This is a genomic window from Beggiatoa alba B18LD (genome assembly GCF_000245015.1).
GTDB lineage: Bacteria > Pseudomonadota > Gammaproteobacteria > Beggiatoales > Beggiatoaceae > Beggiatoa > Beggiatoa alba.
Genome location: NZ_JH600070.1, coordinates 2,557,568 through 2,580,038, shown reverse-complemented (window position 1 = coordinate 2,580,038; position 22,471 = coordinate 2,557,568). Strand labels below are relative to the sequence as shown.

17 protein-coding genes and 1 tRNA gene are annotated in these 22,471 nt (G+C 42.0%); 10 read left to right on the top strand and 8 right to left on the bottom strand.

Going from position 1 to position 22,471, the window contains the following annotated elements; all coding sequences use genetic code 11:
* Positions 1-192: 192 nt before the first annotated feature.
* Positions 193-1,056: a segregation and condensation protein A gene (locus BEGALDRAFT_RS10600; RefSeq protein ID WP_002689880.1), complete on the bottom strand. Its 864-nt coding sequence runs from the start codon at positions 1,054-1,056 to the stop codon at positions 193-195.
* Positions 1,057-1,125: 69 nt separating this feature from the next.
* The gene (locus BEGALDRAFT_RS10595) at positions 1,126-3,042 is read right to left on the bottom strand and encodes an AsmA family protein (RefSeq protein ID WP_002689878.1); all 1,917 of its coding nucleotides are present in this window, start codon (positions 3,040-3,042) and stop codon (positions 1,126-1,128) included.
* Between the two features lie 327 nt (positions 3,043-3,369).
* Here BEGALDRAFT_RS10595 and BEGALDRAFT_RS10590 point away from each other — a divergent pair, with 327 nt between their 5' ends.
* From BEGALDRAFT_RS10590 to rlmKL, 4 genes are read left to right on the top strand one after another with little or no spacing between them, the layout of a single operon-like run.
* Positions 3,370-4,479: an ATP-binding response regulator gene (locus BEGALDRAFT_RS10590; RefSeq protein ID WP_002689877.1), complete on the top strand. Its 1,110-nt coding sequence runs from the start codon at positions 3,370-3,372 to the stop codon at positions 4,477-4,479.
* 23 nt (positions 4,480-4,502) lie between these two features.
* Positions 4,503-6,512, top strand: coding sequence for a hydrogenase 4 subunit B (hyfB, locus tag BEGALDRAFT_RS10585; protein ID WP_002689876.1), 2,010 nt, complete (start codon positions 4,503-4,505; stop codon positions 6,510-6,512).
* Positions 6,497-7,120 (top strand): PulJ/GspJ family protein, encoded by a 624-nt coding sequence (locus BEGALDRAFT_RS10580; RefSeq protein ID WP_002689874.1) that lies wholly within the window; start codon positions 6,497-6,499, stop codon positions 7,118-7,120. Before hyfB ends, BEGALDRAFT_RS10580 begins: the two co-directional genes overlap by 16 nt.
* 49 nt (positions 7,121-7,169) lie before the next feature.
* Entirely contained in the window at positions 7,170-9,404 is a 2,235-nt protein-coding gene (gene rlmKL / locus BEGALDRAFT_RS10575; protein WP_002689872.1) for a bifunctional 23S rRNA (guanine(2069)-N(7))-methyltransferase RlmK/23S rRNA (guanine(2445)-N(2))-methyltransferase RlmL, read from the top strand.
* Here rlmKL and BEGALDRAFT_RS10570 read toward each other — a convergent pair.
* Positions 9,401-9,841 carry a rhodanese-like domain-containing protein gene (locus BEGALDRAFT_RS10570; RefSeq protein WP_002689870.1) on the bottom strand — a complete coding sequence of 147 codons (441 nt, stop codon included), beginning with the start codon at positions 9,839-9,841 and terminating at the stop codon, positions 9,401-9,403. The two genes, rlmKL and BEGALDRAFT_RS10570, sit on opposite strands and share 4 nt — an antisense overlap.
* 468 nt (positions 9,842-10,309) lie before the next feature.
* On the opposite strand from BEGALDRAFT_RS10570, the gene BEGALDRAFT_RS10565 reads away from it, so the two are divergent.
* Positions 10,310-10,564 carry a KilA-N domain-containing protein gene (locus BEGALDRAFT_RS10565; RefSeq protein WP_332306383.1) on the top strand — a complete coding sequence of 85 codons (255 nt, stop codon included), beginning with the start codon at positions 10,310-10,312 and terminating at the stop codon, positions 10,562-10,564.
* 229 nt (positions 10,565-10,793) lie between these two features.
* Here the strand turns inward: BEGALDRAFT_RS10565 and BEGALDRAFT_RS10560 are convergent, their stop codons facing one another.
* A complete protein-coding gene (locus BEGALDRAFT_RS10560; protein WP_002689868.1) occupies positions 10,794-16,847 on the bottom strand; it encodes an AAA family ATPase in 6,054 nt (2,017 codons plus the stop codon).
* A gap of 255 nt (positions 16,848-17,102) precedes the next feature.
* On the opposite strand from BEGALDRAFT_RS10560, the gene BEGALDRAFT_RS10555 reads away from it, so the two are divergent.
* The 4 genes from BEGALDRAFT_RS10555 (at position 17,103) to BEGALDRAFT_RS10540 (ending at position 18,551) form a co-directional block, all read left to right on the top strand.
* Complete coding sequence (locus tag BEGALDRAFT_RS10555) at positions 17,103-17,645, top strand: hypothetical protein (protein ID WP_002689866.1); 543 nt, start codon at positions 17,103-17,105, stop codon at positions 17,643-17,645.
* Between the two features lie 37 nt (positions 17,646-17,682).
* Complete coding sequence (locus tag BEGALDRAFT_RS10550) at positions 17,683-17,913, top strand: MoaD/ThiS family protein (protein ID WP_002689865.1); 231 nt, start codon at positions 17,683-17,685, stop codon at positions 17,911-17,913.
* A gap of 2 nt (positions 17,914-17,915) precedes the next feature.
* Positions 17,916-18,371, top strand: a complete 456-nt coding sequence (locus tag BEGALDRAFT_RS10545) for a molybdenum cofactor biosynthesis protein MoaE (RefSeq protein WP_002689862.1) — start codon at positions 17,916-17,918, stop codon at positions 18,369-18,371.
* A 107-nt stretch (positions 18,372-18,478) separates the two neighbouring features.
* Positions 18,479-18,551: transfer RNA gene (locus BEGALDRAFT_RS10540), tRNA-Lys, on the top strand.
* Positions 18,552-19,015: 464 nt separating this feature from the next.
* On the opposite strand, the gene BEGALDRAFT_RS18260 is transcribed toward BEGALDRAFT_RS10540, so the two are convergent.
* Genes BEGALDRAFT_RS18260 through gspH form a run of 4 tightly spaced genes read right to left on the bottom strand, consistent with a single transcriptional unit; the run spans position 19,016 to position 22,102 of the window.
* Positions 19,016-20,467 carry an MlaD family protein gene (locus BEGALDRAFT_RS18260; RefSeq protein ID WP_002689860.1) on the bottom strand — a complete coding sequence of 484 codons (1,452 nt, stop codon included), beginning with the start codon at positions 20,465-20,467 and terminating at the stop codon, positions 19,016-19,018.
* The gene (locus tag BEGALDRAFT_RS10530; RefSeq protein WP_002689859.1) at positions 20,460-21,071 is read right to left on the bottom strand and encodes a paraquat-inducible protein A; all 612 of its coding nucleotides are present in this window, start codon (positions 21,069-21,071) and stop codon (positions 20,460-20,462) included. The genes BEGALDRAFT_RS18260 and BEGALDRAFT_RS10530 overlap by 8 nt, the downstream gene beginning before the upstream one ends.
* Positions 21,064-21,552 carry a type II secretion system minor pseudopilin GspI gene (gspI, locus tag BEGALDRAFT_RS10525; RefSeq protein WP_002689858.1) on the bottom strand — a complete coding sequence of 163 codons (489 nt, stop codon included), beginning with the start codon at positions 21,550-21,552 and terminating at the stop codon, positions 21,064-21,066. The genes BEGALDRAFT_RS10530 and gspI overlap by 8 nt, the downstream gene beginning before the upstream one ends.
* Positions 21,539-22,102 (bottom strand): type II secretion system minor pseudopilin GspH, encoded by a 564-nt coding sequence (gene gspH / locus BEGALDRAFT_RS10520; protein WP_002689857.1) that lies wholly within the window; start codon positions 22,100-22,102, stop codon positions 21,539-21,541. The genes gspI and gspH overlap by 14 nt, the downstream gene beginning before the upstream one ends.
* Positions 22,103-22,259: 157 nt before the next feature.
* Between gspH and BEGALDRAFT_RS19190 the strand changes: the two genes are divergently transcribed.
* Entirely contained in the window at positions 22,260-22,409 is a 150-nt protein-coding gene (locus BEGALDRAFT_RS19190) for a hypothetical protein (protein WP_157237575.1), read from the top strand.
* Positions 22,410-22,471: the final 62 nt, after the last annotated feature.

Genomic DNA, 22,471 nt, shown 5'->3' with positions numbered 1-22,471 from the left:
GGAATACGCTACGCTATTCCACCCTACATTTTTTAGTTGAAAAATTCTAAACGGTTTTCGCCACTCGCCGAACTAGCGTTAAATTTAAATCACTTTGTGGTACGTTTACTATAATTCTGAAAATTCTGTGAATTCTGATTCAGACAAAAAAAGACCTGCTAGGTTTTTAAAACCTAGCAGGTCTCTGTTTATTTAATAATCTGCAACATTATCAAAACGAACTTCCCCGCCTTCATGATTTTTCTCGACTTGAATCGGACTGAATAAATCCTTTTGCGTGATACAAATCATTGATTCTTTAGCCAGCTCTAAAACGGCTAATAGGGTGACAACAACCCCTGCACGTCCTTCTTCCACTGTAAAAAGCGTCATAAATGCAACAATTTGTTGTTGTTCTAAACGTGCAAGTATTGCCCCCATTCGTTCCCGCACCGAGAGTGGCTCGAGCATCACTTGATGTGAGCGAAACAGTGCCGCACGCGCCATTAAATCTTTCATCGCCAGTAATAACGCTGACCAAGGCACATTAGGAATAACAATTTCATAGGGAATTTCAGGTGTATCAACGCTGACAGGAAATAAATCACGTCCAACTTGTGGCATACGCGCAAATGTTTCAGCCGCTTTTTTAAAGCGTGCATACTCTTGAAGTTGCTGGACTAATTTTGTGCGTGGGTCGTTTGCAGGGTCATCATCTGCGGTGTTTTGATGTTCTGGTAAAAGCAGGCGTGATTTAATCTCCATTAAAACCGCTGCCATCACTAAGTATTCAGCCGCTAAATCTAGTTGAAATTCTTTCATTAAGTCAATGAATTGTAGATATTGTCGCGTAATTTCAGCGATGGGAATATCTAATATATTGATATTTTGATGTTGAATTAAATAGAGTAATAAATCTAAAGGGCCTTCAAATTGTTCTAAAAAGACTTTTAGCGCGTCGGGCGGAATGTATAAATCATCAGGCAGTTCAATAAAAGGCGCGCCTGCAATCGTTGCGAGTGGCATTTCTGGCAATGTGTCAGGTGTGCTGGTTTTGGCTGTCTCTTCTATGTCCATGCTTTATCGTTATCGTCTTTAAAACGATTTTAGGGGGAATTCGTGGTTAATGCTTCGCGTTGATAGACTTTATTCAATGCTTAAACTGGTATTTTTTAGGGTAAGATTTTCTTGTGTCAGTTCACCGATGTTGATGATGCCTTTTAGGGCTAAGGATTGAATCAAGTCTAAGGGTAATTCTGGCAATGTGCTTGTCGTGGTGCTGGTTTTTTCCGTGTTGGGTTTGCTCAGATAACGGTCAACATTCAATTTATCAATTTGTAGATTAAATGCGCCTGTGATGGGTTGCCATGCTTGAATATCTATTGTGCCTTGTAAACGGCTTTGGTCGATACGTGCGTTTAAATTGTTTACGTGGAGTTGTTGCAAATCGCCTTGTATTTGTGTGCTGAAATCTGCGTTGTTAAACACGGTTGCATCGGTGGTGTTGTAAAGGGGAATCGTTAGCCGTTTTAATAGGTCGCGTGGGCTAAAGTTGGCAAGTTGTAAATTGCTGGTGAAACTGGGGTTGGTCTTCAGTTGTTTTATTTGTGCTTGTGCCGTCAGTCGTAAGCCTAAAGCATTAACCACAGCTTGTTCTAGTGTCGCGCTGTTGTCATCAAGGTTTAACTTAAGATTTTGAATAGCTAGATTATTATCGTCTAAAATGCTTTGTGCATTGATGGTAAGCTGTTGTAAAGCTCCTTGTGCAGTAAGATGGAAAGCGGTGTTTTTTAGCGGTAAATAGGGCAATTCAGGCGGTGTGATGTTTAGGCTTTGTAAGAGTTTTTTGAGTTCAAAGGGTTTAATCGTTAATTCGCTGTGGATAATGGGTTGTGTGAGTAAATCTTGAATTGCTAAATTTGCCGTTGCGGCGAGATTGAATAGTTGGAGTGTTATCTCTGGAATTTGGAGTTGTTGTTTTTGTGTATCTAGTTGAATTTTTGGAATATTAAGTTTTTGTGTATCTAGTGCAAATTGGAGTTGTTGAATACGAATAAATTGGTTGGGAATGGCTTCTAATTCCGCGCTGGCTTGAATGTTTTGCGTAAAAATGGGGTTATCACTGGTAATTGTCAGCCCCAGTTGTTGAAAAACGGGTTTTAAATAAAATGGTTGTAGGGTAATTTTGCCTTTAATTTGGGGTTGTTTAAAAAGCTGTTGTGTTTGTAGTTGCAGTTGTAAAGTAATGTTATCTAATAGTTTAATCTGTAAAGTGTCAATATTAAGTTGTTCTTGGGCAAGGTCGATAAAAAGTTCTGTGCTAAGTTGTAAGTTTTGTTGATGATTTGGAATGGCATCACCTGTTGCGGTGAGATTGAGATTAACAGGTTGTAAACGATATTGTTGTTGTTGAGGGTAGAGTTGTGCTTGTGTCTCTAGTGTTAGTTGGGTTTGTACATTGAGTGCGTGGAGTGTGGTACTAATTTGTATGGGGGTTGTTTGTTGGATAAGGGGGTAGTCAAACGTACCAATAGCAATTTGTAATTGTGTTAAATCGTATTGTTGTTGATTTTGTGCGTCTTGCCAGTGGATTTGTGCTTGTTGTAAGCGGGTATCTTGTAGCGTCACACTGAAACTGCTGTTTGTGTTGGTATTTGTTTCAGTCTGCGTGTGTGTGATTAATAAATTTTCCCAATTTCCTTGCCCTTGGGCATTGCGTTCTAAGTTTAAAAGGACATCGACTAATTGAATCTTTTCTAAAACCACTTGTTTGATGAACAGTGGTAAAATTTGTATCTGGGCTTCTGCTTGTGCGACTTGGATAAAAATAGTTTGGGTAAAGCCTTCGGTATTTTCTAGCCATGTTTTGCCAAGTGTCAGGCGAATGCGGGGAAAAAGTGATAAGGTGATGTCACCATCAATATGTAGGGTGCGACCTGTTGCTTGTTTTACTTGGGTAATAATAGTGCTTTTATAATCATTTGGGTCTATCAGTTGGATAGCAAGCACGAGTGTTAGGGTGAGTAATAAACTCGCAATACCGATAATTTTAATAATTTTCATAGTGAAATATGGAAAAATACGGTTGTTTGTGGGGTTGAGGTCAGTATCAACGCATCGGGTTTAATCATTGAAATCTTTACCCTATTTTTAAGGGTATGATGTGCCATTAAGTTGTATTTTATCCGTTTTTAATGCATTAAAAGCAGTAAGTTACTTTAAATTAAATTGGTAAGAATTTGAATTAAGTGCATTATTCAATACATGGCTTTGTCATGCAAGTGCTGCTTAATAGGATTGTTTTTGTCATGCACTGCGTGTCTGATTTAACATAAAAAATAGTTGTTATGTGTGAACAAATTTTAACATCAATTGATTAAGGGACATGGCATGACTAATTCAGTGACCATTTTAATTGTGGATGACATGCCTGATAACGTCGCGGTCCTCTTTGCTTTTTTGCGCAATGCAGGATTTACGGTGCTTGTCGCACAGGATGGCGAAGCGGCAATTCAAGTATTAGAACATGCTCATCCTGATTTGATTTTGTTAGATGTTATGATGCCTGGTATGGATGGCTTCATGGTTTGTCAAACGTTAAAAAGCCGTGAAGATACTCGCGAAATTCCTATTATTTTTATGACTGCCTTAACGGATACAGTTGATAAAGTAAAAGGATTTAAGCTCGGTGCAGCGGATTATATTACTAAGCCGATTCATCATGAGGAAGTGTTAGCACGGATTAATGCGCATGTGCGCTTGTGTCAGCAGCAACAGCGGATTCAAGAGCAGAATCATGAGTTGCAAATTCGGAATAAAGAGTTAGATGCCTTTGCACATATGGTGGCGCATGATTTAAAAAATCCTTTAAATGGGATCATCATGATTACGCGCTTATTACATGAGGCGTTGCCATCGGGAACGGTGGTTGATGGGAAAGTGCAAGAGCGTTTAGGCGTGATAGAACGCGCTGGCGATAAGATGTTGAATATCATTAATGCGTTGTTATTGTTAGCGGGCGTTTCTAATCAAAAACAGGTCGAGCTGTCGCCGTTAGACATGCAACAGATTGTTCAGCCGATGATACAAGGGCGTTTATCGCAATTACTCAAGCAATTTAATGGTGAAATTATTCTCCCTAAAACGTGGCATGTTGCGCGGGGTTATAGTCCATGGGTAGAGGAAATATGGGTTAATTACTTGAGCAACGGCTTAAAATATGGCGGTAGTCCGCCCCGTTTAACCTTAGGTTCAGATTTGTTGCCGAATCAAATGGTACGGTTTTGGGTGCGTGATTGTGGGGAAGGCTTAACGGCTACAGAGCAAAGCCGCTTATTTACCCCGTTTACTCGCTTGCAAACCAGTCGCGTTGATGGACATGGGATTGGCTTATCAATTGTGAAGCAAATTATTGAAAAGCTAGGGGAAAGTGCGGGTGTAGAAAGCGAAAAAGGTAAAGGTAGTTTGTTTTACTTCACCTTACCCGCTTGTCAAGTATAAGTCTAATTTCAGGGGGGATTATTTTGGCATTATTCTTTATTGGTTTAGCCATTGCCTGTGCCTTAATGGCGAGTGGTGTTTCTCTATTGGCTGACCGTTACCCCGTATTATTACGTTATGTCTCGTTTTCTCTGCTTGGGTGTGCGGGGGTTAGTGCTACCCTGAGTGGGGGTATTGTCGTTGCGGAAAATCTCACCTTAACCACGCAATTACCTCTTGGTTTGCCTTGGCTGGCATGGCATGTGCGCCTAGACCCGCTATCGGGTTTTTTCTGCATGATTATCGGCATCATTACCGCCAGTATTAGCTTATATGCACCGGGTTATGTGCGTGAATTTTTACACGGGCAATATTCTTTAGCGGTATTAGGTTTATTCACGGGTTTATTCATTGCGGGCATGTTATTAGTTTTAATTGCAGACGATGCATTTTTCTTCATGATTGCATGGGAAATTATGTCCGTCGCTAGTTATTTTCTGGTTGCCTATCAACATTTACAATCTGCCAATCGTCGCGCAGCTTTTCTCTATTTGCTCATGGCGCATATCGGTGCATTATTTATCCTCATCGCATTGAGTTTATTTGCTTATTTAGGTGGTAATGCCAGTTTTGACGCAATGCGGGCGGTTAGTTTGTCGACCACATGGGGCAGTGTGCTATTTTTCCTAGCTCTTATTGGCTTTGGGATGAAAGCGGGGTTAGTGCCGTTACATGCTTGGCTGCCTGAAGCGCATCCTGTCGCGCCATCACATATTTCCGCGTTAATGAGTGGGGTGATGTTAAAAGTAGCCATTTACGGTTTAATCCGTGTTAGCGTGGATTTAATTGATAAACCGCACTGGACTTGGGGCGTGGTTTTACTCAGCATTGGTGCAATTTCAGCCGTATTAGGGATTTTATACGCCTTGATGCAAAACGATGTAAAACGCCTGCTTGCTTATTCATCTATTGAAAACATAGGCATTATTTGCATTGCTTTAGGCTTAAGCCTGTTATTTACTGCGGTCGGTCGCCCGCTGATTGGTTCACTGGCGTTGCTTGCTGCCTTATATCATGCGTTAAATCATGCCGTTTTTAAAAGTTTACTCTTCTTGGGCGCGGGCGCGATTTTACACACAACCCATGAGAAGGATTTAGAACGGATGGGCGGTTTATTAAAACGCTTACCTTATACAGGTTTCTTCTTTCTGATTGGCGTTTTATCCATTTCAGCCTTGCCACCGTTTAACGGCTTTGTCTCCGAATGGCTGTTATTTCAAGCCGCACTACAAGCACCGAGTTTAGAAAGTGGCGTATTACGGGCATTAATCCCGCTCAGTGCTGCGCTGTTGGCACTAACCAGTGCGTTATCAGTCGCTTGTTTTGTCAAACTCTACGGCATAGCCTTTTTGGGACAGCCACGTACTCGCCATGTTAAACACGCCCGCGAAACCAGTTGGGGTATGAAGGTCGGACAAGGATTTTTAGCCGTGTTATGTTTGCTATTAGGCATATTTCCCACGAACATGATTAATTTTCTCGACACCATTCCGCAAACTTTACTGGGAGTTGGTTTACCCAGTGCCTCTGCTGAGGGGTGGCTGTGGCTCACGCCGATTGCCTCGCATGTCGCCTCTTACTCCGCGCCCTTAGTCGTGCTGTCCATTATGGGCGTTTGGGGTTTGGTTTACCTCTTTTTACGGGGTCGCAAACAAACTCGTTATACCCATCCTTGGGATTGTGGTTTTAGCGAACCCAGCGCACGGATGCAATACACATCGACCGCCTTTGCTATGCCCATGCGACGAATTTTTAAACCCTTATGGCGAATTGATGAAAGTGTAGAAGATACAAAAAATAGTACATTACAAAGTACAGCGATTCGTTACCAACTCGCTTTAACCGACCATTCATGGTACGTCCTTTATGAACCGATAGGACGGGCGGTGTTATGGATTGCTCGTTTAGTCAGTCGCTTACAAACGGGCAATATACGGGTTTATCTGACCTATTCCTTTTTTACCCTGATTATCTTGCTATGGGTCATCACCTAAAACTACGTGGATTTACCCTACTAGAAATGCTTGTTGTTTTAGTAATCAGCAGTTTTATCAGCGTCTTATTGATGCAAGGTTTAAGTTTTTTAGCCCAATTACAAGGACGTTTTGTCGAACAATTGGACGATTTACACATCGGTGCGTTGCAAGAATATTGGTTTCGTAGCACCGTCACCAATGTGTTAGCTGATTATAAAGATGTAGAGAATAATTATGTTTTTCAGGGGAATAGCGAACGTTTTTCGGGGCTAACCATCGCAGGCTTAGACAACGAGGCAGGCGTACCGACTCCATTTGCATGGACAATCATCAAAACCGATGAACAATATGGGTTATACTATCAAGCATTAGATAAACCGAATGAGCCTGCTTGGCAAGTTGCTATCTGGCAAGGGCAAGCAGACGGGTTTCGGTATCTTGACCGCAAAGGTCAATGGTTTAACCAATGGCCACCGACAACCTTAGGCTTGGAAAGCCCACAACTACCCCGCGCAATCTCATTTTCAGGTTATCGTCGCCAACAATTGCTTTACTGGGTCGTGCCCATCCTAGCGAGAGACCAAACCCCAATTGATTATCGATTGTTAGAAGAAGACTTGCGCTAAAAGTCGCCAATCTCCTGCTCTGCTGTTTTACTAAAGATACGTAACCATAATGTCCGATTTACTCTCCCTGTTTGCCACCTCTCCCAAAGGCATGGAACCCTTACTTGCCGATGAACTCAACGCGCTAGGGCTCTCAGAAGTCAAACCAACCCGCGCGGGGGTCAGCTTTCAAGGCACACTCCGCCAAGCCTATCAAGTCTGTCTCTGGTCACGCATTGCCAACCGTGTCCTATTACCGCTTGCCACCTTTCCCGCCCCTGATGCTGACGCGCTGTATGAAGGCGTGCTCGATATTGATTGGACAGAACATTTAGACCCCGCTGGCAGTATTGCGGTCGACTTCACCAGTTTACACTCAGCCATTACCCATACCCATTTCGGCGCGTTACGGGTCAAAGATGCCATTGTCGACCAATTTCGCAACCGCTATAACACCCGCCCCAATGTCGCCCTAGACCAGCCCGATTTACGCATTAACGCCTATCTGCATCAAGACACTGCCACGATTAGCTTAGATTTATCAGGCGATAGCCTCCATCGACGCGGTTATCGAGAAACAGGCGTGACTGCACCGTTAAAAGAAAATCTTGCCGCTGCCTTATTAGCGCGGAGTAAATGGCAAGACATCGCCCAAGCAGGCGGTATGCTACTCGACCCAATGTGTGGCTCTGGTACGCTCTTAATAGAAGGCGCGTGGATTGCGGGCGATATTGCCCCCGCACTGTTACGCAACTACTTTGGCTTTTCCCGCTGGTTGCAACATGTGCCAAAAGTATGGAAAGACTTAACCGCCGAAGCAGAAGAACGCAAACAAATGGGATTACAAAAACTCCCGCCAATTGTCGGTTATGATGCCGATGCAACTGCAATTCGTGTCGCCATTCGCAATATTGAAAAAGCAGGCTTGCATGGAAAAATTCATGTTGAACGGCGTGCCCTCGCACAAACCACCGACCCGCAACAAACGACAGGCTTATTCATCGTTAACCCGCCATATGGCGAACGCTTGGGCGAACTTGAATCAATTCGTCAATTGTTTAGCTTTTTAGGCAGTACCTTACGCAATCATTTCGTTGGCTGGCACGCGGGCGTTTTGTCAGGCAATGCGGAACTTGGAAAGCAAATCGGTATCCGTGCGGAAAAAATTTATACCCTGTATAACGGCGCGATAGAATGTAAATTCCTCCGCTTTCAAGTCACGCCCGACTGGTTTATGCGCTACACCCAAACCGCAGACGCTTCCGCACCCGCATCCAATGCATGGACACATGCCAGCCCTGCTCGCCCTGCAAAACAATTTACTGCTTTAGAAGATTTATCTGATAACGCCCGTATGTTTGCTAATCGCTTACAGAAGAATATCAAGCAATTAAGCCCATGGGCAAAACGTGAAAATATTCATTGTTACCGCTTATATGACGCGGATATGCCTGAATACGCCATTGCCGTCGATAAATACGAGCAATGGATACATATCCAAGAATACGCTCCGCCGAAAAGCATAGACCCACAAAAAGCCGAAGCGCGTTTTCAAGAAGCCTTACAAGCCTGTAGCGCGGTGTTACAAATTCCCCTTGCTGACTTATTTGTTAAAGTCCGTCGCCAACAAAAAGGGCGGGCGCAATATGAAAAATTCGACGAAGCGGGAAAATTTTACGAAGTTCACGAAGGCAAAGCCGTGTTATTAGTCAATTTTACCGACTATTTAGACACAGGCTTATTTTTAGACCATCGCACGACACGGCAATGGTTGTATGAAATGGCACAAGGCAAACGCTTTTTAAACCTGTTTGCTTACACAGGTTCAGCCACTGTACATGCCGCGCTAGGTGGCGCAAGTACAACGACAACGGTTGACATGTCACACGTTTATTTAAACTGGGCAAAGCGCAATCTGGCACGCAATGGCTTCAGTGACCATCGCCACCATTTTGTACAAGCGGATTGTTTCACATGGCTAGAGGAAGAAGCACAACGCCTTGTCAGCTCCCCTTATCGCTTACCCCGTTATGATTTGATTTTTTTAGACCCACCGACGTTTTCCAATTCCAAACGCATGGAAAATACCTTAGATGTGCAACGCGACCACGTCGCCTTAATCCGTGCAGCAATGCACTGTTTAACCCGTCAAGGATTGCTGATTTTTTCCACGAATTATCAAAAATTTAAGCTAGACATGGATGCTTTAGCCGATTTACAGATTGAGGACGTATCTACTGCAAGCCTGCCGTTTGATTACGCCCGCAATCCGAAAATTCACCAATGTTGGAAAATTCGTTTTTAAGTCTGTTCCCACGGTAAACCATGAAACCGCCAACCGCCCAACGTGCCACGGTGGTGTTCATGGTCTAACGCGCCTTCAAAGCCTTCAACGACGTTATAGACGTTTGTAAAACCATGTTTAACCAATTCTTTACCCGCTTCTAAAGAACGATTACCACTGCGACAAATGAGTAACAACGGTACGCTGTCTATTGGATGTGCACTGTCTTCATGGTCAGTGATAATGCCACCTAACAATAATTTACGTACTTCTGCGGCAAAATGGGGATTGACTATCCAATCAGGCTCATCAATCCAAGGAATATGAATAGCCCCTTTAGGATGTCCTATCCATAAATATTCCATTTCTGAACGCACGTCGATTAATATCGCTTTTGGATTATCCTCCAGCAATTGCCATGCGTCTTTTGGGGTAATTGAACGTACAATCTCTGTCATTTGAGTCTTTTCTTACTGATGGGTGTGAAAGGTAAAGTATAACGAAAGAAGAAAGAGAGTTTCTTATACTTTTATGTTATAAACCTTAAATATAACCTGAGTTCGGCGAGATTCTTTTAAAAAGACAAGCGTTTGTCTGAATCAGAATTCACAGAATTTTCAGAATTAGCAGAATTTAAAACCCTTAAACCAAAAAATTAAGGTGAATCATGCTTTTTAATTCTGTTAATCCTGAAAATCCTGATTCAGACAATGTTTTAATCTTGTCTGGTGAATCCAGATGAAAAACAAGAGAATAATCTCTGCCAGTCCTTCAACTCTTTTCGCACGTTCCGACAGACCTGCTAGGTTTTTAAAACCTAGCAGGTCTCTGTTTTATTTTATAAAACTCGCCGAACTCAGGTTAAATTAAATATCAGAGAGTATCTGAAAGGCGTGCTAAGTAAAAACACTTAAACTAATGAATGAATGAGTAATGAAATGACAAAAATAAATGTCAATAATACAGATGTTGTTGTCGTTAAAATAAACAATACTGATTACATATTACTTACTGATATTGCTAAATATAAGACCGAAGATACAAGTGCTGTTATTGGTAATTGGATGAGAAATCGTAACACAATAGAATATCTTGGCATCTGGGAAAAGCTCAATAATCCCAATTTTAAACCCCTCGAATTCGAGGGGTTTTTTTGCTCGTTACCAAGCTCTGCTTGGTAATGCCTGCCTTGCAAGCTCCGCTTGCCGAATACAAGCAAACTTAAGATTGAAGCGTTCAAGTACAAGCCAAGCAGAGCTTGGCGAGTAGGCATTACCAAGTGAAACTTGGTAACGAGCAAAACCAAAAAATTAATGTGAATAACGCTTTTCAGTCGTGCTAATCCTGAAAATCCTGTGAATCCTGATTCAGACAAGCGATTGTCTTTTTAAAAAACTCGCCAAACTCACCTTATTTACATTTTTTGATAACCAACAAAGTAATATCATCTTTTAGCTTATCGCCTTCTAAATAATCACGGACATCGGCTATAACGGTTTTACTGATTTGTTCAACAGACTTTTGCCAATGTTGGCTAATCACATCACACAAGCGTTTAATCCCATATTGATGTTTTTCCGCATTCAATGCTTCTGTAACGCCATCCGTGTACAGCACTAAACCGTCGCCAATCTCTAAGATAACTTCTTGATACCCCACTAAATCTTGAATATTTTCTTCTAAGCCAATTGGAAAACCGAGTGTTGTTGTATTAATCCGTTCTATTTGCCCAGTTTGACGCACCAGCAAAACTTCTTCATGTTGTCCTGTCATTCGAACAATAGTCAGTGAGCTATCTAGCGGAGAGGGATAACAATCCACGAGACTGAGCGTAAGGCTTTTATCTGAGCCCATGCGTTGAATATTGCCGTAAACCGCACGGTTAATAATGGGGAGAAAGGCTTCAGGGCTGGTGAGTTGGGTTTCTAATAAGGTACGGACAGCCATTTGTATCATGAGCATAATCACGCCACTTTCTAGCCCGTGTCCTGTCACATCCCCAATACCAATTAAGGTATGTTCGCCGTATTGCAGAATATCGTAATAATCACCGCCCACTTCTTCTGCAGGTTCCATAAAAGCCGCAATGTCTAAATAATCTAGCTGGGTTAGCTCTATGTCTGTGGGTAAAAGCATCCGTTGTAATTGGCGTGACACGGATAATTCTGCCCCCATACGTGCATTTTCTGACGCTAATTGTTCGTTATGTCTGAGGATTTCAATTAAACGGATATGTTCTTGTTCAGCGCGTTTACGGTCGGTGATGTCATGCAGTGCGGCTAAAATGACTCTTTCCCCCGCATAAGTGGCTTGTTGGGTAGAAATCGCAACCCAGACGGTGGTGTTATCGGCGCGGAGAAATTCGACTTCGTAATCTTTAACTTTGCCTTTATTTTGTTTATATAAAGAAATGTAGTTTCGTTGGTCGTTTGGTGTGCGATAGAGTTCTAAAATAGAGTGTTCGACTAATTCTGGAATATCATAGCCAAATGTTTGGCTGCTTTGTTGATTTGCGTAAAGAATGACACCAGATTCTGGTTGGATAATAAAAATAGGTACGGGCATTGTTTCTGCAATGACGCGGAAACGTTCTTCACTTTCTTGTAATGCACGGGTAAAACGCAAGCGTTCTTCTTCAGCATTTTTAATATCAGTGATGTCGTAATAAGCACTTAATAAGACATTTTGATTGCTAAAACGAATCGGATGCACAAACAGTGCGACCCAAACCGTTTGATTGTAAACATTGCGAAACTCAACTTCGTAATTGCTCACTGAGCCAAACCGCCGAAAAGCCCCCATCACTTTTTCGCGGTCTTGCGAATTGCGGTAAAAATCGACTGTGCGATATTGATTAATCAAGGTATTTGGGGGCAACCCGAATACGGATTCTATGCGCGGATTTGCATAGAGAATTAACCCGTCTTCAGGTCGGCTGATTGATAACGCAATTGGCGTGGTATCGGTAATAATGCGCAAGCGTTCTTCATTTTCGCCTAATGTCTTATATAAACGGGCGTTATCTAAAGAAATTGCCATTTGATTTGATAATAAACTGAGAATTTCCACCCGTTCAGGGGTAAAAACACCCGTTGAGAGATTATTTTCTAAATACAGAATGCCACTGAGCGCGCCCTTATTCAGCATAGGCATACAGAGAATTGATTTTATCTGTTGGCTGGCAATATACGGGTCGCGGGTAAATTTACCGAGATTGCACGCATCATTTAAAACGACACAATCTTGCACGCGAATCACGTAATTAACGAGGGTAATTGGTATCGATAAAGCGGCATTTTCTAAGGGTAAATCTTGCAAGATTTCCACATGTTCCGTATTTAATGAGCCTTCCGCTTCTATCACCCAATGCCCATTTTGTTCTAACACTAATAAGCTACGCTCTGCCCCTGCATTTTCTAGCACAATTTGCATGAGCTTTTTTAATAATTTGCTTAAATCTAACTCGCTCGCGCTAGCTTGTGAGGCTTTTAAAATGCTAGAAAAATCTAGCATATTGGGCGAGCCTTGTTGGGTGATAAATGTTGTAATTGTCGTGGTATTATTGTTGCTATTGCGTTGTGTGAATAAATTACTGTGACGCGCTTCTAGTTCTTTCGCCTTTGCTAACGCACCCCAGCGGATATAGGTATAGTGGGCATCACGTAAACAGGCATAAGCATATTTCACTAAACCCCGTTGTAGATAAAACTCGCCCGCTAATTCACAGGCAAGGGCTTCCTCATTTAGATAACCTTGTTCATGAGCAAGATGAATGGCTAAGTCATAATATTCTCGCGCTTCTTTATCATGTTTTAATGCCCGTTCACGCTCGGCAGCAACAAGGTAATATTTATGCTGTTGATTGGCAGGAGAAAAACTTGCCCATGTTTGGATTTTTTTCTGATTACTATCAACCGTGTGTAAAATACTTTTTTGTTCGCGGGGTGTTACTTGTGGATAAATACTTAATAAAATCAGTGATTCGTAAAAATGGAAGAAAGCAAACGGCACAGAGCCTATTGTCCCATTTAAATATTTACCTGCTTGTTGGATGTAATCCTGTGCTTTATAAGGTTCTTGAAAGTAATACGCTAATATCGCCTTGTTAAAATAGTTATGATACAACGCTGTTCGATTGTTATGCTTTTCGTAAAAAGCAACTTGTTCGGTTTCGTTATACACCAAACCGATTAATTGGCTTGGATTTTCGAGCAACTGCCCGCGTAAGTTCAAAATGCTTTGATGATAAATATCAATCAGATTTGCCGCGACCACTTGGCGCAGTTGGCGAATCTCTTGGCTATACGCGCTCATTTCCTTTTCTAAGGTTTCTAAAGACTCGCCGATTAATGCCGCGTAGGCAAGACGGGCAAACATGCTTAGGCTGGCGAAATCAAATTCGCCCATTTCTAGCCCTAATTGCCAGACATCACGTAATGGATTTAATATGTCACGCACAGGCGTGCGCCAATGACGAATAAAGGCGTTGACGATAAAAAAGGTTTTTGTCCGAAACTCGCGCTTATTTAAGCGTTCGCTGAGTTGTATCGCTAATTCACCAAATTGATAACCACTGTCAATAAAGCCCGTTCCGCATAAACGTTGCCCATAAGTCGCATAAGCGTAGGCAGAGACTGTTGTATTGCCAAAATCAACGGAGAGTTGAATTAAACGGAAGATAATCAAGGGCATTAAATTTGGTTGTGCGGCATAGGCGGCAGAAGTCGCATGATTAAGTATCCGCATTGCCGCTAATTTTTCAGGTTGATGCATTAACGGCAGTTCTAATAAATTCGGTCTATCACCTGCGGTGAGCGTTAATTTCATGCGTAACTCTGCCCACCAAATTCGCCATTTGTTTGGATTGTCGGGTAATTTAATATCGAGTTTGCGCAAGACATGACGGGCAATATTGAGCGCGTCACGAAATCGCCCTTGTGAACGTGCGGCTTGAATCCGTACTTCATACACACGGATTTTATCCAGCAGTGTGCGGGCATAGCGTAGAACGCGCAGGGCAAGGCGTTCCATCTCGTCTATATCGCCGATGTAATAAGCGACTTCTGTCCCTTCAACCGTAATTTCTAAAATCAGTGAATAGTGGGTTTGCCATGCGTGTGGGGTAAACAGTTCTAATGCCGCACTGAGATAGCGAAATGCAGAATCATAGGCGGCGGCGGTTTTTGCGCGTTTTGCAGCCAGCAGATTTAATTCCGCGACAAGGACTTTATCTTCTGTATTGGTAATCAGAGGCAGTCCTAAATTGAAATGATTGGTAATTTCAAAAAGTTCTTCGATGGTTTTCTCCGCGCCTAATTCCTTACAGAGTAAATGCCCAATGAGTACGTGATTTTTTTGTTTAGCAATATTACTGAGTAAGTTATACGCGGTCTCTTGTACTCGATTGTGTAAAAAGCGGAATAAATTTGGATGAGAACCGTTTAACGGTGCAATTAAATTGGCTTCTAAGGCGGGAAGCAAGCGTTGTGTGGTCGTAAGGACTTCATCACCTGCTAACATCGCAATGATGGAAACATCAAAGGGATTTCCCAAACAGGCGGCTAACGAGAGCAAATGCTGTGTTTCTTCGGGCAGTTTTTGTAATTTTTGTACTAATAAATCAGCAACGTTATCAGTAATGCTGGCTTCTTCTATCGCTTCTAAATGCCATTGCCATATGGGTTGGCGTTGACCATTTTCTGATGATTGAAAGTTTAAACTGAGCAAACCCTCATCATGCAAGGTTTTGACAAATTGTTGAATAAATAGAGGATTACCATCTGTTTTGTTTAGAACGATTTCAGCTAAGGGATGCACGCGCTGGCGGTCAGCGTGTAATGTATCCATGAGCAATTGTGTAATTGCTTCTAAATCTAAGGGTTGTAAGGTAATTTGTAAGGTAATCGTCATCGATTGGCGCAATTCATCCAATGTCAGACGTAACGGGTGCAATTCATCCACTTCATGCTGGCGATAAACCCCAATGACCAATAAATAGCGGGTTTCTTCATCGCGTAACAGCATAGACAGCAGTTTTAAAGAGGCGGTATCTGCCCATTGTAAATCGTCTAATACAATGGCTAAAGGGTGAGACGGTTGGCAAAAAACTTTCATAAAGCTTAAAAAAACGCGGTTAAAGCGGTTTTGAGCTTCTAAAAAACCAACATTTTGCTCAGTTGCTGGCTGTTCACCGATAATTAGGGCAACTTCGGGAATCACATCGACAATTAATTGTCCGTTTTTGCCTAAGGCTTGCAGAATGCGTTTTTTCCACTTTGCTAATTGCGCTTCGCTTTCCGTTAAAACTTGACGGACTAATTCGCCGAATACGTCTAAAATCGCAGTATAAGGTGTCGTACTTTGAAATTGCCCGAATTTCCCCGAAATAAAATGCCCTTGTTGCTGTAAAACAGGTTTATATAATTCATTGACAACCGTTGTTTTGCCAACACCCTCATCACCTGAGACTAAGACCATTTCAGTACAGCCTTGACTCACACGTTCGAATGCGTCTAGTAGCTCTATCACCGCTCGGCTATTGCCATATAATTTTTCAGGAATTTGTAAAACAGTCGTAATATCGTCTTGACGTAATTCAAATGTTGCTAATGCCTCTTGACGGTTACAGTATTCAAAACAGCGGGTTAAATCCATTTGTAAGCCGTAAGCACTTTGATAACGCAACTCGGCATTTTTCTCTAACAAACACAGGATAACATTTGATAAAACAAGCGGAACATCTGTGCGGATGGTATGTGGTAACGCAGGTTGTTTGGCGATATGCGCGTGGATTAACTCCAGCAGATCTCCTGTATTAAAAGGTAACTGCCCAACCAGCATTTCATATAACGTAACGCCTAATGAATAGAAATCGGTGCGATAGTCAAGCGGACGATTAACCCGCCCTGTTTGCTCTGGCGATAAATAATGTAAAGTTCCTTCTAATTTCTCAATATTTTTAAGCGCAGGATTTTCGCGTGGTAGTACGCTAGCAATGCCAAAATCGATTAATTTTAACTGTCCTGTTTCAGCGTTATAAACGATATTACTGGGATTTATATCTTTATGAATAATATGTTCGGCATGAATCTCACCAACCGCTTGCGTGATTTTAATCGCCAGAAAAAGAAAGGTAATCAGGTTTAATTCGCGATTATGCAACCATTCCTTTAAAGATACGCCCGCAATATCTTCTAATACCATCACTAAGGTATTTTTATATTTTTCTAAGGCATAGACTTGAATAATATTACTTTCTTGATTTGTCAGATTTGCACTATGTAAACGACGTAAAATGTCATATTCACGTTGATACTGTGCTAATTCTAACGGGCTAGGATAATCCGATTTTAAGAGTTTCAACACGACAGGCAGTGCATCACTAACCCGCGTCGCACGGTAAGCAATGGACTGTGTACCCTCATAAATTTGATCGTCAATCCGGTAACCCGGCAGTGTAAGCATTATTATTCTTCTCCCCCGCTATGAATGATTTCCTATAATTTCAGCTATAGCGTTGATTTGTTTTATTGTGTTAGCAAGTTACAAGCCATTTACTAATATAACCGACTATCCATAGAGAATCTTTAAATTATCGCATTTAGTATTCTGATAGGCGATAGCGTTGTCTTTATCGTTTCTATCAGTGTTAATACAAGCTGTGTGTAAACATAAACAATAATTAAGCGTTGATTATCTAAAATTTTCAGGTAGAACAAAATGTTAAATTACACATATTATTATATACTCGGCTTCTGCTTGTTACTGTGTTTAGGTTGCACCAATAATGTGCTTTTACCAAACCCCCGTTTATCGGTACAACCAGCGACTGATGAGGCAACGCTTAACTGGTTTACACAAATTCAGTTGCGTAATCAAGCCTATGAGCAAGCTCGTCTTGCTGAACAACATGCTGATCAACAGTGGTTAAATGAACATACACAAGGGCAAAAACCGCCCGCAGTCACACAACAACCTGCAAACCCTGAAGAGAATTCTTTATGGGGTGCAATGCAGGCAAAACAACGCTATTTGTCATTACATCAACAACCCATAGAAACCCCAGAAACGCCAACCCTGCTTTATGAGCAATGGAATAATGCACGCCAAACCCGTCAGGAAGCGGATAAAATCCGCCGTGAAGCGGAGATGGAAGCCCGCGAAACATGGGAAAAACAATTAAAAGCATGGGATGATGCAGACAGAGCAAAGCGTGAGCAATATCGAATTGACCGCTTGCGTGAAAAATATGGTCGTTGGTAGTCAATTATAGATAAGTCATGACATAGGATTTTTAATAATGATGATTACAATTAAGTTTTTTGCCAGTTTACGCCAGCTTGTTGGCAAAAAAGAAATGCAATTAACCCTCACACAGCCTATTAGTGTGCGCGAAGTCTGGACACAAGTTTGCGCACAACCATTGCCAGACCATGCCTTAATGGCAATCAATTTAGAATATGTCAACGCTGAAACATTAGTACAAGCGGGTGATGAAATCGCATTCTTTCCGCCTGTCACAGGGGGATAATCATGAATGCCCAGCTAAAAATACTGATTACAGAACAGGCTTTTAACCCTTGGGCAGAATTGCAGGCTTATGAACAGAGTTTGCAAGCCTTGCATGGACAATGTGGTGCGGCAGCCGTTTTTGTGGGGACAATGCGCGATTTTAACGAAGGCGATGGCGTGAAAGCTATGTTTTTAGAGCATTATCCGCAAATGACAGAAAAATACTTGCAAAAAATCAGTCTGCAAGCCCTTAATGAATTTTCGTTATTAGATACGCTTATTATTCATCGGGTTGGTGAAATTCTACCCAATGATACAATTGTATTAACGGCTGCATGGTCAGCACATCGCGCGGCAGCATTCGCGGGCTGTCGCTTATTGATTGAATCGTTAAAAACACAAGCCCCGTTTTGGAAGCATGAAACTTTAAACGATAACACAATGCGCTGGGTAGAAAAAAATACGCCTGCGGAATAAAGTGACGAGTTTCTTTTAAAAAAAGACAAGAAGTTGTAAGACTCGTAATAAAAAACTAAAAAAATGCTTGCGCTTTGGAGAAAATCGCCTATAATATACAGCTTCTCGGGTCGTTAGCTCAGTCGGTAGAGCAGCGGACTTTTAATCCGTTGGTCCCGCGTTCGAGTCGCGGACGACCCATAACCGAATTTAAAAAAACCAAACTTTAAAAAAAGTTTGGTTTTTTTTTGCCCGCTGATTATTGCCTGCGATGAGAAAGACAGAGACCTGCTAGGCTTTCAAAACCTAGCAGGTCTTTTTTTGTCTGAATCAGAATTCACAGAATTTTCAGAATTAGCAGAATTAAAAAGCGTGATTCGTATTAACTTGAGTTCGGCGAGTTTTATAAAACAAAACAGAGACCTGCTAGGTTTTTAAAACCTAGCAGGTCTGTCGGAACGTGCGAAAAGAATTCACCAGAGAAGATTAAAAGATTGTCTGAATCAGGATTTTCAGAATTAACAGAATTAACAGAATTTAAAACCCTAAAACCAAAAATTTAAGGTGAATAACGCTTTTTAATTCTGCTAATTCTGAAAATTCTGTGAATTCTGATTCAGACAAACGCTTGTCTTTTTAAAAGAAACTCGCAGAACTCAGATTATTTATTTTGCCGTCGTTTTATCTTTTTCTATCAATGGATTCCCAATCAGCAAGGATACACCGACTAAATTATCAGTCACGATTAAAATACCTAATAATTCACCCGTTTCCGTTGCAATAACAGGTGCACCCAGCCATGATGGGGAAAAGGCTTGTTTATCTTGTAGTAACCATACATCATCATATTTTTGATAACGCTCTGCTTTGATAGGATGGGGAGAGGTTGTAGCGTCAGCAATGACAAGGCTATTTATGGGTTCAGGATATGTGTTGATAATGGGCGAAAGTGGCAGGCTTACCGCACTGAAATTGTGTGTATAGGGCAAAATTGCGAGGTCGCCATTGTAAATAATGGGGGTGATGGTTTGTAAATTGATAGTTAAATCACCAATCGCTAACACGGGATTTTCTACACCATCGGGCGGAATTAACACGCTTTTAGGGGCTAAAAAACCATCTTGTACGGGTAATACCCATGCTTGTTGTTGTGTTTCTCGCCAAAATGCCAAGCGTTTATTTTGCCAACTGAGCGTTGCCCACAGGGGTTTAGGATAGTTGGCTAAATTCGTTAGATGTTGGCTATCAGGCGCAATGTACGCAGTCCACTGTAACCAGTCTTCTTGTGGTTCATCGTATAAAGGGAAACGCTTTTCAGTTGACGCGAGTGCGCCGTAATCGCTAGGTATTGCCAGCCCGATTCCGCCTGCAATGACGCTATAGAGTGAATCCATTTGAAAATCGACTCCTGTCCAGCCTGCACTAACACGCATCCCACTGATTTTCCAAAAACGGGCATTTTCACGGATAAAGTGTGTATATTCAGGCTTAATATAGGCATGGACAACAACCGCACTGCTATCTGTGTCTAAATCTACATTTAGAATTGTTCCAATTGCAACTTGTCGATATAACACGGGTGCACCGCGCTTTAACATGCCTTTTCCGCTCGTCTGCAAGAGGATTTCTACCCCGCCCGCGTCTAAATCGGTTATCGATAAGGGCATGTCTAAGCCGACAAAATGGGTTTGGGGCTGGGAGGCTTCTTTATTGGGCAAGACGCTGATGTAGTTTGCCCCCACGACGGTTTCTAGTCCGCTCGCGCCCGTAATATCCAGTTGTGGGCGTACAATCCAGAAACGGCTTCCTTGACGAGCGATTGAGGCGGCATTTTTTGCCAGATAGATGTCAACCAAGACTTTTTGTAAATCGTCACTTAAACGCACGCGATAGACTTGACCGATTTCTATGCCTCGATAACGCAGTGTGTCACCCGTCTTAATGCCATATCCTTGTTGAAATTCAATAGTTAATGGAATGCCACGTTGTTGTTGAGCCTGATAAAGTAAGATACTGACGATAAATAGGGCAAGAAGGGGTAATAACCATAAGAGCCAAGATAATGTGAAACGGGGTTTTAAGCGGGCTATTGGTAATGATGAGGCAGTTTCATTCATCAGCAGTGCTCCATAAAGCATGGGGGTTAAAGCTAACACTGGCAAAAAGGCTGAATAACACCAGTAAAGCAAAGGCTATTAATCCCGACCCCGCTTGAATACTGACTAATCCGCCCAGTTTGACAAACGCCACGAGGATTGCCACCAGCATCACATCTAACATGCCCCACCGCCCTAATAATTCTACGGCGCGATAAGTGAGGGCGCGATGATGGGCTTGGCGAATTAAATTTGTGCTGGACAAGGTGAGTAATGCCAAGAGTTTAAACGGGGGCAGTAGGACAGAAAAAAACAGAATAATCAAGCCAATAAACCAGTATCCTTGTTCAAATAAAGCAATTAAGCCTGTGAATAAACTGTCCTCATGTCTATGCCCTAGCCGTTCAATGCGTAGTAATGGCAAGGTTAGCGCAGGGATATAAAAAATCAGGGCTGTTAGGGCAAGGCTTTGTGTCCATTGATGACGGACGGGGGAATGATGTGCAAGGGGTAATGGTGTGGTACAACGGGCGCAAATGGGTTTTTCTGTCACGGTGTGTATGGGAAGCTGTTGTATCAAGCCACAGCAATGACAACTGACTAACGGCGCAGTGGTTTCAGTCATCCTGTTTCTCTGTGTTTGGTGTCGTTGAGGAAGTCGCGGGCGTTTTTGCTGGTGTTGACGGTGTGATATTTGAACGGGTTGTTTGGGTGACAGGTGTTTTTTTACCGACAAAGCCTGTTAAGAGGGCGATGGCTTCTGTATCTGATTTATGCCGTTTTACTTGTACATCTAAACGTCTTAAATCGCGCTCAATGGTGTTAGAAATGGCAACAGTCCAAAACCATTCATAATCTCCCATCATATCACTGCCTTCCCGTTGCCCTGTCGCGGGAAAATCGTCGCTTAAGTCAATTTCGGCAATCACATTCATTGCTACCCAATGGGCAAGGGTTTGGTCACGTAAATAGCTAGCATGACTGGCATTATCGCCAGAAACTTTAATAATAGCAGCCAATGCAATTGCAACAATTGCCAGCGCGACGATGACCTCTAATAAGGTGAATCCTCGCTGTTGATGGTGAAATGAATTACCAAGTTTCATGACTGATGATGAAATGTGCAAAGTTATCCCCTTGAATACGATACGTTAAACGCGAATTTAATGGGCTACGCAGTTGTAAGGTAAAGGGCGTTATTTCACCACTGCTAAAGATGATAATTTGCGGGTCTGTTAGTTTTTCATCGTATTTTATTGTTTCGCCGTCGATTTGTAATTCAACCTCTAAGGCAGAGGCAAAACGGCGGGGGCGTAATAAATCATCTTGGACTAATATTTGCCATTGATTTTGCTCATCTAATTGATAAAAACGATATCCTTCGTCATCCACATATAAGCCCTGCTCTGCGGATTGCAATACCGCTTCTTGACTGGTTAAGGTCAATAATGCTACCAACCTTTCTGCCTCTGTTTGCAATTCGTCCTCTAAACCGCCTCGGTTAAAGGTCAAACTCGCTACGCTTAAAATCACGCCAATAATGACCAAAGACACCAGTAATTCTATTAAGGTAAAACCCGATAATTGACTTGAAGTTTTACACTTAACATATTGAGTTTTAGGGACTCGTTGGGTATGAAAAAAGTAACATGGCATACTTAATGCTCACTGTACCAATATGAAACTAACAATCCGTTGTTTCCTCTGTATGAAAAAACCAAGACCTACAGAATCAGACTAACAATATGTCCTGAAAACAATATTTTGAACTGGTAGGGAATGGGATAACGCCGTGTAGAGGAAATCTTTTATTATGAACGTTGGAAAATTACTAATACCTGTTATTACCTTACTGATATTCTTCGCAATTATCAGTTGGTATGAAGAGCAAATTCCCCCAAGCAATACGCCTGCGATAATACAGTCCGTTGATAAATTACCTGCTAAGAATGCAGGCAGTTAACCCCTTTAAAGAGGATTAATGTTTTATGTCTGCCTGATTAATTTAGAAAAATTTGTTTCATC